The organism is Alcanivorax sp. NBRC 101098 (assembly GCF_001010505.1).
GTDB classification, from domain to species: Bacteria; Pseudomonadota; Gammaproteobacteria; order Pseudomonadales; family Alcanivoracaceae; genus Alcanivorax; species Alcanivorax borkumensis.
Genome location: NZ_AP014613.1, coordinates 1,931,630 through 1,948,855, shown reverse-complemented (window position 1 = coordinate 1,948,855; position 17,226 = coordinate 1,931,630). Strand labels below are relative to the sequence as shown.

Sequence of the window (17,226 nt, the reverse complement as noted above, 5' to 3'; positions counted from 1 at the left end):
GGCTAGTTTTTTTGTTTGGAGACAAGCAAGCGCATGGCAGAAATGACGGATTCCGGTGTGCTGTTACGAATGGCGTACAAAGCCATGGTAAAAGCCGGTATTGATGCTGATGCCGTGTTGGCGGAGGTCGGGCTGGATAAGTCCATTTTGCAGGTTCCGGACCTGCGCACTCCCCACGATGCCCAAGAATGGTTCTGGCAGGCGCTGGAAAAAGTGTCCGGTGATGAGTACGTCGGATTACATTTGGGCGAACATATTCCCGTCTACAAGGGCCAGGTGCTTGAGTACTTGTTCCTTTCCAGCCCGACCTTTGGTGAAGGGCTGAAACGGGCCTTGGACTATCAGCGCTTGCTTTCTGATGCCGCTCAGGGCGAATTGTTTGAGGAAGGTGACCGAGTTTTTCTTAAGCAAAAAATCTGGAGTGTTCGTCTCAGCCATCTCAACGAATGCATGATCATGGGTTTGATCAAGTTCTTCCGCTTCGTCACCGATGATGCATTTGAGCCATTAGAAGTGCATTTCGGCCATCCCCGCCACGCGGATCAACGTGAATACGAGCGCCTGTTTGATTGCCCGGTGAAATTCGACATGCCCAGTGTGGGTCTGTATTTCGATGCCAAACTCATGAACTTGCCTTCCGCGCATCACGAGCCAGAGCTGTTGTACTTGCACGAACAGCTTGCCAGTGAACAGGTGGCCCGGCTTGAGAAGCAGGACTTGGTGGCGCAGGTAAACCGGTTAATTGGTGAATTGCTGGAATCCGGTCATGCCAACCTAGAAGAAGTGGCGGAACGGTTGGGTATTAAGGCACGCCAACTTCGCACCCGGCTGGCGGATGCGGGCACCAACTTTAATCAGTTGGTGGCTGACTACCGTTGCCGTCTGGCAAAACGATTGTTAGCTGGCACCGACGAATCCATCGACGAAATTGTCTATCTCACTGGGTTCTCAGAACCGTCCACCTTTTATCGTGCATTCAAACGCTGGGTCGGGATGACCCCTATCGAATACCGTAAACTGAAGGCGGAAGAGGATGCGATGGGGTAAAAGCCCCCGTGTCCTTGTAAATACAAAACTGAAAAAGCGTAGCTGGCCATTACTGCTACACGGTTGGCGGCGTGATAAAGCGAATCTCATCTGAGCTTCGCTTTTTTTATGTTTGTTTAGATGCTATGGATTAAGCGTTTTTCCGGGCTTTGCGCCCCGTAAGCCGGTTGGGTGTGTAACACGCGAATGATGTTCTAGACTGCCCCGCCTTCACGGGAAAAGCGATCAGCAGGTGAGTGATTATTGCAATCCAGAAGTGGGGGCGCATTGCATGAGGTGCCCATATGATTCTTAATCTGTAGGTTCTGTTTGATCTCTTTAGAATTAAGAAGCATCCGCTCTACCGGATAACGGAAGAGCTGACGATGGGCGCTTCCGGTTGCTATTGGTCGGTGCGGTGGGATTCGCCCTCAATGGTGTCGCCGCCGGTAATGGTGCGATCATCATTGCTGGTTGGGCGTTGCTGAAATGGATTGCTTCCCCCGTTTGTATAGTGGGTGCGGGTGTAGGCAAACCCGGCGCCTTTGACGGTGGTGAAACTTTGCAAGGATCCTTTTTGAATCACCTTGTTTGCTATCCAGCGGCGTGAGGCGGGTAACAGTAGGGCAAACCCCACGGTATCGGTAATAAATCCGGGGGTGATCAGCAGTGCGCCGCCGAGTAGCAGCATCATACCTTCGACCATTTCTTGGCCGGGCATTTCACCCTGTTGCATACGCTGATTCAGTCGCACCCAAGTATCCAGCCCCTGGCGACGAAATAGATAACTACCCAGCAAGGCTGTTATCACCGTAGCGAGGATGGTAATGGGCCAGCCAATAGTGCCGGCAACCTGTGCCAGCACCAAGACTTCCAGTAGGGCGAAACCGAAGATAAAGAAGAAGACGCGACCAAAACCCATGGGGTGTCCTGTTTGCTGTTAATAATCAATATGTGGTTATGCTTAGCTCGGAATTCAAGGGGCGGGTTCTTCCGGCAGCCTTTCTTTGCGCTGCTAGAGCGAAAGCCACGCTCTTTAGGCTATTACCCATATGAGATCAATCACAAAAAAACCGCACCCTAAGGCGCGGCTCTTTTGTTGATATGTGGCTCGGCGTCACACGGGCTGCGTGAAACGTGTCGCCTACCGCGGACGTTTACGCCCCCAAGAGCATCTGCCCACACACACGTACTACGTTGCCGGTCAGGCCTTGAGATGCCGGGCTAGCAAAGAAGGCGATGGTTTCTGCCACATCTACTGGCTGACCGCCCTGGTTCATGGCGTTCATACGACGGCCTGCTTCACGGATGGTGAAGGGGATAGCGGCGGTCATCTGAGTTTCGATGAAGCCCGGCGCCACGGCATTGATGGTGATGCCTTTCTCGGCGTACTCATCTTTAAAAGCATCGACCATGCCAATTACTGCTGCTTTGGAACAGCCGTAGTTGGTCTGGCCCAGGTTGCCGGCAATGCCTGCGATGGAGCTGATGGAGATGATGCTGGCGCCTTTGCCCAAGCCGCCGCTGGAGAGCAGGGCCTCGTTAATGCGTAGTTGGCTGGCAATATTGATGTTCAATACCATGTCCCAGAATTTTTCCGACATGTTGCCCAGCATTTTATCGCGGGTTACACCGGCATTGTGGACAATCACGTCATAGCCGCCAATGGCCTTCGCTTTTGCGGCGATGGCTGCAGGGGCTTCGTCAGCGGTGATATCCATTTCAAGGGTGTCACCACCGATCTGCGCGGCTACCGTATTTAGGTCATCGGCCATGGGAGGGATGTCCAGCACGGTGACAGAAGCGCCGTCGCGGGACAGAACTTCAGCAATGGCGGCGCCAATACCGCGGGAACCACCGGTAACCAAGGCTTTCTTGCCTGCCAATGGCTTGTCCCAGTTGAAGTTGGCGGCTTTGAAGCCTGCGTCTGAAACACGCACCACCTGGCCGGACACATAAGCAGATTTGGGTGATAGGAAGAAATGCAGTGGGGACGCCAGCTGCGCCTCAGCGCCTTCATCTACATAGATTAGCTGGGCAGTGGCGCCTTTCTTGATTTCCTTGCCCACGGAGCGAGTGAAGCCTTCTAGGGCGCGCTGGGCAACACGCACTGCGCCAGCCTGTTTTTCTGGAGTGCGACCAATAACGACAACGCGGGCGCATTTATCCAGCTTGCGGATCACCGGGTGGAAGAACTCCCACAGAGCTTTTAGCTCATCTGGGCTCTGGATGCCGGTGGCATCAAATACCAGACCTTTGAATTTAGCATTGTCTTCACGGTTAGCAGTGTAGTTGCCCGCATCAACACCCAGCTTCCCGGCTTTCTTCTGCAATTCGGTGGCGTTGGCGGTGTTGGCAAGAACGGCAACCTGCGCGTCGGGGGCACCTTTAAGGGTTTTCAGTACATTGTCGATGGCTGTGGAGCCCTGGGCGGCACCTACCAGCACGCGTCCTTTGATAAAGGATGCCTGGCCCGGCTGCCAGCGCTCCAGAATAATTGGGATCGGCAAGTTGATGGCACCGAATAGCGCCTTGCCCATGGGAGAGTTGGCAATCGTCTGATAGGTATCGCTCATGGTCCTGTCCTTTTTCCATCGAATGATGAATGTGTTCATTTACCTTAGGGTAAACGAAACGGGTTTAAAGGGGTGCCGCGCAAAGACGGGGTGAAAATACGCCGTCTTTCGTAGGGCAGGAAATCTGCCCCTATCGCACACTGGCGCGTATTGAATCACTGCAGTGTGACGGGTGTATTGACCGGTCCTGACCGTCAAACAGTCGTTTGAGCCAATGAGGCCGGCACGGTAGGGGGTAGACTGCGCCCTGTCGAGTGAATACCGTGGCTAAATTCGCCACCGTTGTCATCGTTGATGACCGTCCATCTCTAGAGGAAAAGATTATGCTGGCAGGTAAAGCCGTTCGTAAGGTCGCCATTATTGGTGGTAACCGTATCCCGTTTGCCCGTTCCAACAGCGCCTACATCGACATCAGCAACCAGGACATGCTGACCGCAGCACTGGATGGTTTGGTGGATCGCTTCAAACTGCATGGTGAGAAAATTGACGAAGTCGCCGCTGGCGCCGTGATGAAGCATGCCCGCGATTTTAACCTGGTCCGCGAATCCGTATTGGGCTCCAAGCTGGCTCCGGAAACCCCGGCCTACGATCTGCAACAAGCCTGCGGAACCGGCCTGGAAGCCGCTATCCTGGTCGCCAACAAGATCGCTTTGGGACAGATCGACTGCGCCATCGCCGGTGGTGTGGACACTACTTCTGACGCGCCGTTGGGTGTGAACGAAGATGCCCGGAAGGTGTTCATGGCGTTGAACCGCGCCAAGACCAATGGCGAACGTGCCAAGCTGGGTTTGAAGCTGCTGAATCCGAAATCTCTGATGCCCGATGTTCCTAAAAACGGCGAGCCGCGTACCGGCTTGTCCATGGGTGAGCACCAGGCAATTACTGCCGCCGAGTGGGGCATTTCCCGTGAAGCGCAGGATGAGCTGGCATGGCGCTCTCACCAGAACTTAGCCAAGTCCTATGAGGATGGCTGGCAAAATGATTTGGTCACGCCTTTCAATGGTCTGGAACGCGACAACAATATGCGTGGCGATTCTACCTTAGAAAAGCTGGCGACTCTTAAGCCTTGCTTTGGTGGTCCTAACGGCACCATGACCCCGGCCAACTCCACCCCGCTAACTGACGGAGCGTCTGTTGTTTTGTTGGCTTCTGAAGAGTGGGCTAAAGAGCGTGGTTTGCCCGTGTTGGCTTACATGACTATCGGTGAAGCTGCAGCGGTAGACTTCATTGGTAAAAAAGAAGGCCTGTTGATGGCCCCGGCGTATGCGGTGCCAAGCATGCTAGACAAGCTTGACTTGAGCCTGCAGGACTTCGATTTCTACGAAATCCATGAAGCCTTCGCTTCTCAGGTACTGTCTACCCTGAAAGCATGGGAAGATGAAAGCTTCTGCAAAGAGCGCCTGGGCCGCAAGAAGGCATTGGGTAGTATCGATCGCAGCAAGCTGAACGTGAAAGGTTCCTCACTGGCTGCGGGCCACCCGTTTGCTGCCACCGGTGGCCGTATTATCGCCAACGCGGCCAAGTTGCTGAACGAAAAAGGCTCCGGCCGCGCACTGATCTCCGTGTGTGCTGCTGGTGGCCAGGGTGTGGTTGCGATTATCGAGAAGTAATCCTCCCTTTTGCTAATAAAAAAACCGGCCAAGTGGCCGGTTTTTTTATGCCGTTCTTTATACCGCCCTGCGGCTGCCTCAGGGTTCTCGTAACAGGAGAGTGCGATGACACTCGCCCTCTCTTTCTCTCGGCCCCGCGTTAATCCTCAATAGATCCCTCGTGTCGTTGTTTCAGGCGATCTGGCCGGTGTGGTGGTTATGTCGGGTTCTCCTCTGAGTTATTCATAGAGCGAGAGGTGTTAAGCGATAGAAGGGTATTGGTGGGTCAGGGAAGGCGTGTGCAAATCCTGCCGGTGGGTTCAGGTCGGTGTCAGCCTGCATTCAGGTTCCATTCAGCTTGGCCAGTTATGGTTCACCCGACCTCAACGAAAAGGAGAGTAAACATGACTTTGACCAAGACAACCTTGATTGCCGCCGTATTGGGTGTGGCTTCTGTCGGTGTGCTGCAAGCTGATGACGTGCCTCATAGCAAGATCGATTCGCTAGTGAAGGACGGGACTATCCAGTCGCTGGATAAACTCGATAAGGTAGCATTAGACAAGCACCCTGATGCGAAAATCACCGATACGGAGCTGGAAAACGAGTATGGCCGTTACCTCTACCAGGTTGAGCTGCGCGACCCGCAGGGCGTGGAGTGGGAACTGGACATTGATGCCAGCAACGGTGATGTGCTGGACGAAGAGAAGGACTGAGTCCTTGCTTGTTCACACCTTGCCGGGTCAGCGGCCACGTAACAGCAGGGCGATACTTGTCGCCCTGCTTTGCGTGTGTTCATTGTCCAGTGCGGCTGATGACATTAGCCAGGATGAGGCCTTGCAGTTACGTCAGCAGGGCGAAATTGTGGCGTTTTCCTCTTTGTTGGAAACCCTGAAGCTGCGCTATCCACAAGGGCGTGTGCTGGAGGTTGAACTGGAGCGCGACGATGGCCAGTTGATCTATGAGATTGAATTACTGACCGGAGACCGGGTGGTCCGTGAGATTGAGATGGATGCCCGCACCGGCCAGGTTCTTGATGACGAGCGTGACGACTGATGCGCATCCTGTTGGTGGAAGACAGTATTCCGTTGGCGGATCAACTTATGCCCATGCTTCGCGAACATGGCTACGCGGTGGATTGGTTGGCGGATGGCCGTGATGCCTTGCCGGCACTCAATGATGATCCGTTCGATCTGGTGATTCTGGACCTGGGATTGCCGGGCCTGGATGGCCTGCAGGTGCTTGAGCAGTGGCGTGTAGAAGGGCAGGCGGTCCCTGTGCTAATTCTCACCGCCCGTGATAGCTGGGCTGAACGCATTGAAGGTTTGCAGAGCGGTGCCGATGACTACCTGGCCAAACCGTTTCATCCGGACGAGTTGTTATTACGGGTGCAGGCTTTGTTGCGACGCACTCATGGCCGCGCCAATACATCTCAGCTTACCGCGGGCACCTTTACGTTGGATGAAAATCGACACAGCGTCTGGTCAGGGGAAGAGGAAATTAGGTTGACTGGCGCGGAGTTTCGAATGCTTCGTTACTTCATGCATAACCCTGACCGGTTACTCTCGAAAGGGCAGCTGGCTTCTCACTTGTACGATAACGAAAGCGACCGCGATTCTAATGTGCTGGAAGTGCATGTGAATCGCCTGCGCCGCAAGCTGGGTAAAACTGTGATTGAAACCCGCCGTGGCCAAGGCTACGTTTTTACCGGTAAAGCACAATGAGATCCATGGGCCGCCGGCTGGGAATCAGCCTGTTCGTCAGCTTGCTGCTGGTAGGTGGTTTGATCATCCAAGGAACGCTGTGGTGGCTGGAGCGCGATCAACGCCAGACCCTGAGCCTGCAATTGCGCGATGACGCCGCTGGGGTGCTGGCGGCATTAGTGGCTGGCCCGCAAGGCCACTTGAGTTTGGATACGACACGTCTGCATCCCGCCTATCGGCGCCCCTTGTCTGGGCGTTATTTTGTGGTGTTGCTGGGCGAGCAGCGCTGGCGTTCCCGTTCGTTGTGGGATCAGCAATTGGCAGCGCCTTCGCAAGTGGGCGTACACCCTGATTTGCAACCTGGGCCGGCGGATCAGCAACTATTGCGTTTTCGTGGTGAGTACCAAAAAGAAGGGCAGGCTGTCACCGTGGTGGTGGCTCAGGATTACACGCCGGTTCTGAAAACCTATAACCAGACGCGCACCGTGGTGTTGGTGGCCTGGGTGGTAGTGTTGCTGCTGCTGGCGGGTATTCAGCAGTGGCTATTACGCCGGGGGTTGGCGCCCCTGCGCCGGGCGCGGGATGAAATCGAACAGCTGCGCGGCGGTGAACGCCATGAGTTGAACGAACAGGTAGCGCTGGAATTGCATCCTTTGGTGGTGGAGATCAATCGCCTGCAGCGCCATACAGAGCAACAGCTACAGTGCTCCCGCCATGCCCTGGGCGACTTGGGGCATGCACTGAAAACCCCGCTCGCCATTCTCAAAAACCGCTGCACACAGGAGCTGGCCGCGTCTGATCCGGCGCTATACGCCATGCTGACCGAGCAGCTGGGGCAGATGGAAGCTAATATTCGTCGTGCTCTAGGGCGCGCTCGGGTCGCGGCCGGAGTGGCAACCCGTAACCGGTTTTGTCCGGCGGAGGATATTCCCTTGCTGCTTGGCACGCTGGAGCAGGCCCACCAGCGGGATCTGGACATCCATCTGGACATGGCGCCGCTGCCGGCCCAGCCGTTTGACCGTGATGACATGCTGGACGTGTTGGGCAACCTGTTGGATAACGCCTTTAAATGGGCAAATCAACGTGTCAAGGTGATCGCGAAGAGCGACATGGGTGACGACGGACACAGACAGTTGATTCTGTGTGTGGAGGATGATGGCCCCGGCATTCAGGCGGAGCGTCAGGATCAGGTTTTGCAACGGGGGCTGCGCTTGGATGAGCGCGCCGCCGGCCACGGGCTGGGGCTATCCATTGTCAGTGATACAGTGGCGGCCTATGGCGGCTCATTGGTGCTGGATGATAGTTCACTGGGAGGCTTGCGAGCTTGCTTACGCTTGCCTGCTCCGCACAGTGAAAGCACTGGTTTTCAGAGAGAACAGAAAGCGTGATGTGCATTCACCACGGGTGAATATTCAAATACATATCTGAGCAGGAGGGGTCATGAAGGGGGAGTCCATGCAGCGTCAATGGGGTAGGGGGCTGGCTGTGTTGCTTTGCCTGTTGTTGAGTTGTTTGGCCTTGGCAGAGCCTGTGGCTCTGGATGCACAGCTCAGCGAGTATGCCTATCCCTACCCGGTTCAGAGGTTAACCGTTGCCGATCAGCAGCAGCGCCTGGAGATGGCCTACATGGACGTGCAGCCGCAAAAAGCCAATGGCGAAACGGTCCTGTTATTGCACGGCAAGAACTTCTCCGGAGCGTATTGGAAGAGCACCATGGATGCGTTGCTGGAACAAGGGTATCGCGTGGTGGTGCCCGACCAGATCGGGTTTGGTAAATCATCTAAGCCGGACCGTTTTCAGTACAGCTTTCAGGTGCTGGCGGATCAGACTCGCCGGCTGCTGGATTCCCTCGAGATAGAGCGGGCCTCTGTTGTCGGTCACTCCATGGGTGGCATGCTTGCCACCCGTTTTGCACTGATGTTTGCGCAACGCACAGACTCGCTGACACTGGTCAATCCCATTGGCCTGGAAGACTGGAAACAAAAACAGGTACCTTGGCAGTCCGTGGATACTTGGTATGAAGGGGAGCTGAAGAAAACCCCCGAGAAGGTTAAAGCGTACATGACGCGCAGTTATTTTGATGGTCAGTGGAAAGCGGATTACGAGCCGTTACTGGCGTTGCAGCAAGGCTGGATTCGCGGCCCTGACTATCCGTTGATTGCCTGGAATTCAGCCCTGACCTACGACATGATTTATAGTCAGCCGGTGGTGCATGAATTTGACCGCCTGGCCGTGCCAACCCTGCTGATTATTGGTAACCGTGACCGTACCGCACTGGGTAGCAATCGCGCCCCTGAAGCAATGCAGGATAAGTTGGGGTTATATGGCGCGCTGGGTCGGCAAGCGGCACAGAGCATCCCGGAGGCAAGCTTGGTGGAACTGGACGGTATTGGCCATGTGCCACAGTACGAAGCGTTTGAAGATTACATCAAGACGCTGATAACGTTCTTGGCCAGTAATTGCTGATGCCAGAACCCGGCATCGTTTGCAGGCAAGCGTTCAGTGTTGCTTTAGGGCGGAGACCCTAGAAAGGGATCTCCGCTTGGCTTCTGGGGAACTTGACTCTTTACACGCCAGAGAGAAAGACGCTCCGTTTATACCATTGCACTAATCTCGCGATAAACCTTATTTGAGCGCCGCCATAATCAGCGATACCGCCTGCTGGCTCACCGCTTCCATGTCGTCCCGGTTTACATAGACCCCATCAATGAACAACTTGCAGAGGCCGTGGATAGTCGCCCAGCTGGCCTGAGCCACCCGCAGGGGGTCTGTGTCAGTGGGCAGGCGCCCCTTAACCAGGGGCTGTAACCCTTCGGCATAGCGACGAAAGCTGCGGTAAGCCACCGCTTTCAGATCGTCTGTGGGGTTGCCGCTTTTCCAGATGGTGCGCCCGAACATCAGCTCATATTGTTCTGGGTTTTCGGTGGCGAAACGCAGGTATTCGACTACGAAAGCCTGGATGTCTGGTTTGCTGGCGGCGGCTTCTAGCTGGTGCTCAATAATGGTGTCCAGCTGCGCAAAGGCTTGGGCGGCAAGCGCGCACAGTAGTGCATTCTTGTCGCGGAAATGATGGTAGGGCGCAGTACGCGAAACCCCGGCTCGTTCGGCCAGCTTGCGCAGTGACAACCCTTCTATACCCTGCTCATTGAGCAGGGTGTTGGCTTCCTGCAGTAGGGTGTCATGCAGGTCTCCATGGTGGTAGCGAGCGCTTTGGGTCATGCGTGTCCTGTCTTTAGGCGATATATTGACTTTGTGTCTTATGCAGACGGCATAGAGATGCTTGTAGGCTGGGTAAGGTGAATTGTCTCTCGTGCCATCTTGACACTGTCAAAATAACGCCTAAGCTTGACTCTGTCCAGATTAATCAACGCGTAGCCATCTGTGGTGCAGATGCCTTTGGAGACAACACCATGACAGCCAACCGCTATTCCAATCTGCTTTCCCCGCTGGATCTGGGGCATACCCAAATCAAGAATCGGGTGATCATGGGGTCTATGCATACGGGTCTTGAAGACCGTTTTTGGCAGTTCCCCAAGCTGGCGGCCTATTTTGCCGAGCGGGCCCGCGGGGGGGTTGGCTTGATCGTGACGGGCGGTTTTAACCCCAACAAAAAAGCGTGGTTCTATCCATTTGCCGGGTTGTTCAACAGCCGCTTCGATGTACGTAATCACCGCAAGGTGACCGATGCGGTACACCAGGAAGGAGGCAAAATTGCCCTGCAAATTCTCCATGCAGGCCGTTATAGCTATCATCCATTCTCCCGTTCGGCTTCGGCGATTAAAAGCCCGATCAACCCTTTCAAGCCCAAGGCTATGTCCACCAAGGAGGTGGAGCAGACGGTCAAGGATTTTGCTCACACGGCATTGCTGGCCAAGAAAGCCGGCTATGACGGTGTGGAAATCATGGGCTCCGAAGGCTATTTGATTAATCAATTCACTGCGCCGTGTACCAACAAACGCACTGACAAATACGGTGGCAGTGCCGAAAACCGTCGCCGTTTCCCTGTGGAAATTGTTCGTGAAGTACGCAAGCAATGCGGTGACGATTTCATTGTGATGTTCCGTATTTCCGTAGTCGATCTGGTGCCGGACGGGGCGACCCGTGAAGAAGTGTTAGCGCTGGCTAAGGAAGTGGAAGCGGCGGGTGCAAGCTTACTCAATTCCGGTATTGGCTGGCACGAAGCACGCGTGCCCACCATCGTCACGTCTGTTCCCCGCGCCGCCTTTGTGGAAGCGACACGGCAAGTGAAAGAGGTGGTCTCGATTCCGGTGGTGGCCTCCAATCGCATTAATGACCCGGATGTGGCGGAAGCGATTTTGGTCGCTGGCCAGGCAGATGCCGTGTCCATGGCGCGCCCATTGCTGGCGGACCCGGATTTCGTCAAGAAAACCGAACAAGGCAAGGCGGATGAGATTAATACCTGCATCGCCTGTAACCAAGCGTGCCTTGACCATACGTTCCAGCTTAAGCGGGCTTCCTGCCTGGTAAACCCCCGTGCCTGCCATGAAACCGAGTTGTTGTACCTTAAAACGGCAAAGCCGAAAAAAATTGCCGTCGTTGGTGCTGGCCCGGCGGGCTTGTCGTGTGCCACGGTGGCGGCAGAGCGTGGCCATGCGGTGACGTTGTTTGATCAGGCGGGGGAAATCGGTGGCCAGTTCAATATGGCCAAGGTGGTCCCAGGTAAAGAAGAATTTCACAACACCATTCGTTATTTCAGCAAAAAGTTGGAAACCACCGGTGTCACCACGAAGTTGAACACCCGGGTGGAAATCGCCGATCTTGAAGCGGCGGGCTTTGACGAAATTGTTATTGCCACCGGTGTGCTGCCGCGTACGCCAGACATTCCTGGTGTGGATCATCCCAAGGTGTTGTCCTATGTGGATGTGCTGCGTGGCAAAGCCAAAGTAGGTGAAAAAGTGGCAGTCATCGGTGCCGGCGGTATCGGTTTCGATGTGTCTGAATTTTTGGCCGAAAATCCCCGTGAAGGCGAGCAGCCGTTACCGGAATGGATGAAAGAGTGGGGCGTGGACATGGCCGGCGATACCGCTGGCGGCCTGGTTGAACCCGCCTCTGAAAAGCCGGCACGCCAGATTACCCTGCTGCAGCGCAAGCCTACGCCATTGGGTAAAGATCTAGGCAAAACCTCTGGTTGGGTGCACCGTGCTACACTGAAATCCCGTAACGTGGAAATGCTGAAGAGCTGCAGCTACGAAAAAATTGATGATGCGGGCCTGCACATCAAGATCGGTGAAGAAAGCCGAGTGCTCGACGTGGATAACGTCATTCTGTGTGCCGGCCAAGAATCATTGCGAGAGTTGTACAAGGAAGACAGCAGCAATTTCCACTTGATTGGTGGTGCAGATTTGGCCGCTGAACTGGATGCCAAACGCGCAATAAAGCAAGGGGCGGAAGTGGCTGCGAAGCTTTAAGCGCCCCGACAAGCTGTAAGCGAACAGGAACATAAAAAGCCCCGATATTCGGGGCTTTTTATGTCAGCGATTGATAAAAAATGTGCGCCATCCATGCGCATCATTTTCTTGCAGCTGTCCGTTCAGATGTTGGCCCGTAACCGGCGGGTCTTGAAACTGCCAACGCCCATGGTTGCGATAACCTTGAACAGGGCGAGTAATACGCTTTCGTTTGGTTTGGGCTCTTTGCCGGCACCCATGCGGTGTAGCTGACGGGTATACCAGGACACTTCCATCATGGCCATTTCATCAATGGCTTTAATGCCGGTTTTACGCGGGGTGACGCGGCTGACAACACCTTCTCGGCCAGCTTGAATGGCGTTGGGTAGGTCGGGTTCAACGGCTAGAGGACGAGCAATGCCGATGACGTCGGTCGCGCCACTATTTACGGCTTCGGCCATGGCTTTGGCCGAGCGGAAGCCTCCGGTAACCATCAGCGGAACGGAAACCCGCTTGCGAATTTCATTGGCGTAATCGAGGAAGTAGGCTTCCCGGTTGACGGTGCTTTCGCGCACGCCTTTGGCGCCTGCCATGACCGGGTTTTCGTAGTTGCCGCCGGAAATTTCCAGCAGGTCTAGGCCTTCATCCGCGAGGGTTTTGGCTACGGTCATGGATTCTTCTTCGCTGAAGCCCCCGCGCTGAAAATCGGCGGAGTTGAGCTTGATGCTTACCGGGTAGCCCTCACCCACCTCCTTACGAATAGCGCGATAGATTTCCAGTGGGAAGCGCATGCGATTTTCCAATGAGCCGCCCCATTGGTCTGTGCGACGGTTATGGTGGCCGGACAGGAATTGGCTTACCAAATAACCATGGGCACCGTGAATTTGTACGCCGGTGAAACCGGCTTTCTTACAGATGCTGGCGGTGCGGGCAAAACGTTGGATGATGTCTTGAATTTCTTCTTCAGTCAGCGCGCGGGGAGTTTTAAAGGCACTTTTCAGTTCCTTGCCAAAGGGTACGGCAGAAGGAGAGAGGGTATCGCCGCTGGCCAGCATACGAGGGATTTGCTTGCCGGGATGATTCAGTTGCACCCAGATAGCGCCGCCCTGAGATTTGCCTGCCTCTGCCCAACGCTTTAGTAGTGGCATGTCACGCTCATCTTCCACCACCACATTGTTTGGCTCACCGGTATGGCGGCGATCAATCATGATGTTTCCGGTAATGTTCAGGCCGGTGCCGCCCTTTGCCCAACGGGCATAGAGACGTTCCAGCTTCGGAGTAACATGATTATCGATAGTGCCCAGTGCTTCGCTCATGGCGGATTTACCGAAGCGGTTGGGTAGGGTAACGCCGCAGGGTAGTGTCAGAGTCTGGCTCAGGGTATCAGCGTGGCTCACAGTGTTTTCTCCGGTGGTGACTAACTGTGACGGCAAGGTTTGCCGCAACGGTATAGTTTGATGGTGGTCAAACTATAAGCTAGTTTTATAATCGTCAAACTGTTTCTCGTGGGGGGTGTGGGTTTTGGCACAGGAAGACACGGTGACGGCGGATCAGCTTGCTGCAGCCTTTCGTGCACTGTCGAACCCCAATCGGTTGAGGATCTATCAGGTTATTGTGGATCATTGCCGCGAGCATGGTCAGGCGGACCTTGCCAATGTGCCGGCAGGCTGTGCCTTTGGGGATTTCATGCAACGATTAAATATTGGTGCGTCAACGGTATCTCATCATGTTCGGGCATTGTCGGATGCGGGTTTAATTCGGGTTGAACGCGAAGGCCGCCGTCGGTTTTGCCATGCGGAGTCGATGATGCAAAGTCGGTTGGCGCATTTTTTTGAAATATAAGGGTACCAAGTACCAGGGGTATGTAATGGCAGTAAATCCATGGGCTCTTTACGGTTGATGACTTAATAAAGTATTTAGCTGTTATCGCTGTCTTGGAGTGACGCCACTCCCCTCCGGCCACTCCCCACCCGCCATTCCCCGCCTCGTTGCTGTTTGAATAATGTCGGAGTGCAGCAAGGTTATGCCTTCTATATTCGGTTAATCAAAAAAGCCGCTTCTGACTAATATCAGAAACGGCTTTTTATCAGAAGGTATTGCTCGGGCAATGTTACTTCAATTCTTTGGAACTAAGCCCCAATATACGGCGAGCGATAACGAGTTGTTGAATTTGTTGGGTGCCTTCAAAGATATCTAGGATTTTTGAATCACGGGCCCACTTTTCTAGCAGTTCATCTTCGGTGTAACCCAAACTGCCTGCTAATTCCACACAGCGTAAAGTAATGGCATTACCAACACGCCCAGCCTTGGCTTTTGAAATGGAGGCCTCCAAGGTGTTGGCTTTCTTATTGTCGGCCATCCATGCCGCCTTCACAGCAAGCCAGTAGGCCGCTTCCCAGTCAGCTTCCATCTTGTAAATTTCCGCTTCTACTGCGGAGCAGTTGTCTACCGGTTTACTGTAATCGTAGTTGATACTGTCTTTGAGTAACTCCTTGATGCGCTCTAGGGAGGCCTTGGCACAACCAATGGCCATGGCCGCCACCAGCGGGCGTGTATTGTCGAAGGTCTCCATGACACCCGCAAAGCCTTTCTTGGTGTCGATCTCCGGGGTGCCGAGCAGATTTTCTGCTGGTACCCGGCAGTCCACAAAATTTATCGCTGCGGTGTCGGAAGCACGGATGCCGAGCTTCTTCTCAAGGCGTGCCAGTTCCATGCCCGGGGTGCCCCAGTCTACGACGAAAGACTTGATGGCCGCGCGGCCCAGTTTTGGGTCCAGTGAGGCCCATACCACCACGCAGTCGGCACGTTCTCCGGAGGTCACAAAAATTTTCTCACCATTGAGAATGTAGTGGTCGCCGTCCTGTTTAGCGGTGGTGCGAATGGCTGCGGAGTCGGAGCCGCAGCCGGGCTCGGTGATGGCCATGGCGGCCCATTTGCCTTTAAAGCGTTCCAGTTGTTCGTCGTTGGCTACTGCCGCGATGGCCGCGTTACCTAGACCCTGGCGGGGCATGGCCAACAGGAAGCCGGTATCGCCGTAGCACATTTCCATGGCACCCAAGCATACGCCCATGTTAGCGCCATTTTTGACGCTGCCGTCATCTTGAACCTTGCCGCTACCGGTGGTGGCGGCGCCAGCGGAATTGGCCGGGTCGCCTTCGTTAAAGCCATCCAATACCGAGGCGAGCATATCCAATTCTTTCGGATATTCGTGCTCACCGCGGTCATACTTGCGCGACAGCGGACGGAGAGTGCTTTGGGCTACCTGATAGGCGTTGTTAATTAGGGGTTTAAACTTCTTGGGAATTTCAATATTCATGGTTGTCTCCCTCCTTACAGGTGCAGGCCGCCGAAGGCGATACCCACAGCACGCAGATCCCGATACCAGCGTTCCACCGGGTACTCTTTAGTGAAGCCGTGGCCACCGAGCAGTTGCACGCCGTCGGTACCGATTTTCATGGCTTTATCTTTGACTAAGGTACGCGCCAGGTGGGTTTCTCGCTGGAAGCTTTTGCCCTGTTCGACACGGCTGGCGGCGCGGTAGGTGAGCATGCGCATGGCATCTAATTCGATGGCCATATCGGCGATCATGAATGCCACAGATTGACGGTGGCTGATGGGTTCGCCAAAGGCGGTGCGTTCGTTGCAGTAGGGGCCAACGTAATCGAGTACCGCCTGGCTCGTGCCAATGGCCATGGCACACCAGGCTAGAGTGCCCAGATCTACAAAAGCGCGATAATCAAAATCGTCATTGCCCAAACGGTTGTCTGCTGGGATGCGGACCTCGTCCAGTTTCAGTGGGCGCTGGCTGCTGGCGCGGATGCCCATGGAGGGATCGTTACCGGCAGTGAGCCCGTCGTTGCCACCTTCCACAATGAACACAGCCGGGCCGCTATCGGTTTGTGCCGCTATCAGGAAGATTTCTGCTTCGGCCGCCAATGGCACCAGAGATTTCTCCCCGTTAAGAATGTAATCGTTGCCATCTTTGCGTGCGGTGGTGGCCAGCACCATTGGGTCGAACAAGGGACGCGGCTCGCATACAGCAATGGTAGCTTTGGGCGGATTTTCTTCCGCGAAGCTGCTTAGATATTTGTCTTGTTGCTGCGCGGTGCCCCACTGGGTCAGGGCATTGGCCACGCCCATGGGAGCAAGAATCGCTACCGCTTGGCCCATGTCGCCGTGGGCCAGGTCTTCTGCCAGCAGCATGCTGGTAACGGTGGATCTCTCGGTGGCTGCACCCCCGAGCGCTTCCGGTACCGCGAAGAAGTTAAGGCCCAACTCTTGAGCCTGACCAATAACCTCATCACTAGTCTGCTGTGCGGCGTCGGCGTGTTCGGCCTGCTCACGCAGCACGTCCATGGCAAAGCCTTGAACGCTGTCGCGGATCATCTGTTGTTCGTCGGTAATGCCAAGGTCGAACAGATCGCGGGTATGGCCGGGCGCGGCCAGGCGCTGGGGCTTGTTGCCTGAGCTAGCCGATTTGAACGCACGGGCGGTGGTGGTGAGTACCTGGAACCCGCTTTTGGTGAGGGTGTAGGCAAGCCGTTCGACACTTTTGCGCATGCCGATCTTGTCGAGTACTTCCGAGCAGGCCAGGCGGTTAAGCGCGGTTAGCGCATACCCCACTGCATTTCTCGCCATGGTGAAACCTCATTGTTGTGTCTATGGATTGCACTCGATTATGGCGAGATGGGGCAGAGCCACATTGACCAGTGTGACTGGCTGGCCGGGCATAGTGGCAACAGCCCGGCGCCACAGGCCTAGCCATTGGTAGGATTAGAGGGTATGGGAGGTAAGGGGCAATAGTAGCGGGCCACATTAGATGTGTTGTTTTAAAGAAAAAGCAAAAGCCGTTTACGGCAGAGATTGCGGAATAAGCACGGCAATCTGTTTTTTCGGAGGAAAAATGTCTCCTGCTCAATGTGTTACT

15 protein-coding genes are annotated in these 17,226 nt (G+C 54.9%); 9 read left to right on the top strand and 6 right to left on the bottom strand.

From position 1 onward, the window contains the following. Window positions 1-33: 33 nt before the first annotated feature. Window positions 34-1,047 carry an AraC family transcriptional regulator gene (locus AS19_RS08840; protein ID WP_011588996.1) on the top strand — a complete coding sequence of 338 codons (1,014 nt, stop codon included), beginning with the start codon at window positions 34-36 and terminating at the stop codon, window positions 1,045-1,047. Between the two features lie 382 nt (window positions 1,048-1,429). On the opposite strand, the gene AS19_RS08835 is transcribed toward AS19_RS08840, so the two are convergent. Both AS19_RS08835 and AS19_RS08830 read right to left on the bottom strand, forming a co-directional pair. Then, complete coding sequence (locus tag AS19_RS08835) at window positions 1,430-1,948, bottom strand: FxsA family protein (protein WP_046961960.1); 519 nt, start codon at window positions 1,946-1,948, stop codon at window positions 1,430-1,432. Window positions 1,949-2,183: 235 nt separating this feature from the next. Next, entirely contained in the window at window positions 2,184-3,602 is a 1,419-nt protein-coding gene (locus AS19_RS08830; protein ID WP_035461083.1) for a 3-oxoacyl-ACP reductase, read from the bottom strand. Window positions 3,603-3,925: 323 nt separating this feature from the next. Here AS19_RS08830 and AS19_RS08825 point away from each other — a divergent pair, with 323 nt between their 5' ends. From AS19_RS08825 to AS19_RS08800, 6 genes are all read left to right on the top strand, one after another. Beyond that, complete coding sequence (locus tag AS19_RS08825; protein WP_011588993.1) at window positions 3,926-5,212, top strand: acetyl-CoA C-acetyltransferase; 1,287 nt, start codon at window positions 3,926-3,928, stop codon at window positions 5,210-5,212. Between the two features lie 383 nt (window positions 5,213-5,595). Next, window positions 5,596-5,904, top strand: coding sequence for a PepSY domain-containing protein (locus tag AS19_RS08820; protein ID WP_046961959.1), 309 nt, complete (start codon window positions 5,596-5,598; stop codon window positions 5,902-5,904). A gap of 4 nt (window positions 5,905-5,908) precedes the next feature. Next, on the top strand, window positions 5,909-6,244 hold the full coding sequence (locus tag AS19_RS08815; RefSeq protein WP_231483497.1) for a PepSY domain-containing protein: 336 nt from the start codon (window positions 5,909-5,911) through the stop codon (window positions 6,242-6,244). Beyond that, window positions 6,244-6,912, top strand: coding sequence for a response regulator transcription factor (locus AS19_RS08810; protein ID WP_035461088.1), 669 nt, complete (start codon window positions 6,244-6,246; stop codon window positions 6,910-6,912). Before AS19_RS08815 ends, AS19_RS08810 begins: the two co-directional genes overlap by 1 nt. A 5-nt stretch (window positions 6,913-6,917) precedes the next feature. Further along, window positions 6,918-8,279, top strand: coding sequence for an ATP-binding protein (locus AS19_RS08805; protein WP_231860749.1), 1,362 nt, complete (start codon window positions 6,918-6,920; stop codon window positions 8,277-8,279). Between the two features lie 67 nt (window positions 8,280-8,346). Next, a complete protein-coding gene (locus AS19_RS08800) occupies window positions 8,347-9,357 on the top strand; it encodes an alpha/beta fold hydrolase (RefSeq protein WP_231860748.1) in 1,011 nt (336 codons plus the stop codon). A 159-nt stretch (window positions 9,358-9,516) separates the two neighbouring features. On the opposite strand, the gene AS19_RS08795 is transcribed toward AS19_RS08800, so the two are convergent. Further along, window positions 9,517-10,110, bottom strand: coding sequence for a TetR/AcrR family transcriptional regulator (locus AS19_RS08795; protein WP_035461096.1), 594 nt, complete (start codon window positions 10,108-10,110; stop codon window positions 9,517-9,519). Window positions 10,111-10,301: 191 nt separating this feature from the next. On the opposite strand from AS19_RS08795, the gene AS19_RS08790 reads away from it, so the two are divergent. Further along, window positions 10,302-12,320: an NADPH-dependent 2,4-dienoyl-CoA reductase gene (locus AS19_RS08790; RefSeq protein ID WP_046961956.1), complete on the top strand. Its 2,019-nt coding sequence runs from the start codon at window positions 10,302-10,304 to the stop codon at window positions 12,318-12,320. Window positions 12,321-12,442: 122 nt separating this feature from the next. On the opposite strand, the gene AS19_RS08785 is transcribed toward AS19_RS08790, so the two are convergent. Beyond that, window positions 12,443-13,696, bottom strand: coding sequence for an NADH:flavin oxidoreductase/NADH oxidase family protein (locus AS19_RS08785; protein ID WP_011588985.1), 1,254 nt, complete (start codon window positions 13,694-13,696; stop codon window positions 12,443-12,445). 115 nt (window positions 13,697-13,811) lie between these two features. Between AS19_RS08785 and AS19_RS08780 the strand changes: the two genes are divergently transcribed. Beyond that, window positions 13,812-14,141: a helix-turn-helix transcriptional regulator gene (locus tag AS19_RS08780; RefSeq protein WP_052753754.1), complete on the top strand. Its 330-nt coding sequence runs from the start codon at window positions 13,812-13,814 to the stop codon at window positions 14,139-14,141. Window positions 14,142-14,409: 268 nt separating this feature from the next. On the opposite strand, the gene AS19_RS08775 is transcribed toward AS19_RS08780, so the two are convergent. Beyond that, window positions 14,410-15,615: an acyl-CoA dehydrogenase family protein gene (locus AS19_RS08775; RefSeq protein ID WP_011588983.1), complete on the bottom strand. Its 1,206-nt coding sequence runs from the start codon at window positions 15,613-15,615 to the stop codon at window positions 14,410-14,412. A gap of 14 nt (window positions 15,616-15,629) precedes the next feature. Then, complete coding sequence (locus tag AS19_RS08770) at window positions 15,630-16,937, bottom strand: acyl-CoA dehydrogenase family protein (RefSeq protein WP_046961954.1); 1,308 nt, start codon at window positions 16,935-16,937, stop codon at window positions 15,630-15,632. Window positions 16,938-17,226 lie beyond the last annotated feature (289 nt).

What these genes read in the sequence shown, in the direction of transcription:
- AS19_RS08840 (WP_011588996.1), top strand. Translation starts at nt 34, where the DNA reads ATGGCAGAAATGACGGATTCCGGTGTGCTGTTACGAATGGCGTACAAA.
- AS19_RS08835 (WP_046961960.1), bottom strand. Translation starts at nt 1,948, where the DNA reads ATGGGTTTTGGTCGCGTCTTCTTCTTTATCTTCGGTTTCGCCCTACTG.
- AS19_RS08830 (WP_035461083.1), bottom strand. Translation starts at nt 3,602, where the DNA reads ATGAGCGATACCTATCAGACGATTGCCAACTCTCCCATGGGCAAGGCG.
- AS19_RS08825 (WP_011588993.1), top strand. Translation starts at nt 3,926, where the DNA reads ATGCTGGCAGGTAAAGCCGTTCGTAAGGTCGCCATTATTGGTGGTAAC.
- AS19_RS08820 (WP_046961959.1), top strand. Translation starts at nt 5,596, where the DNA reads ATGACTTTGACCAAGACAACCTTGATTGCCGCCGTATTGGGTGTGGCT.
- AS19_RS08810 (WP_035461088.1), top strand. Translation starts at nt 6,244, where the DNA reads ATGCGCATCCTGTTGGTGGAAGACAGTATTCCGTTGGCGGATCAACTT.
- AS19_RS08805 (WP_231860749.1), top strand. Translation starts at nt 6,918, where the DNA reads ATGGGCCGCCGGCTGGGAATCAGCCTGTTCGTCAGCTTGCTGCTGGTA.
- AS19_RS08800 (WP_231860748.1), top strand. Translation starts at nt 8,347, where the DNA reads ATGCAGCGTCAATGGGGTAGGGGGCTGGCTGTGTTGCTTTGCCTGTTG.
- AS19_RS08795 (WP_035461096.1), bottom strand. Translation starts at nt 10,110, where the DNA reads ATGACCCAAAGCGCTCGCTACCACCATGGAGACCTGCATGACACCCTA.
- AS19_RS08790 (WP_046961956.1), top strand. Translation starts at nt 10,302, where the DNA reads ATGACAGCCAACCGCTATTCCAATCTGCTTTCCCCGCTGGATCTGGGG.
- AS19_RS08775 (WP_011588983.1), bottom strand. Translation starts at nt 15,615, where the DNA reads ATGAATATTGAAATTCCCAAGAAGTTTAAACCCCTAATTAACAACGCC.
- AS19_RS08770 (WP_046961954.1), bottom strand. Translation starts at nt 16,937, where the DNA reads ATGGCGAGAAATGCAGTGGGGTATGCGCTAACCGCGCTTAACCGCCTG.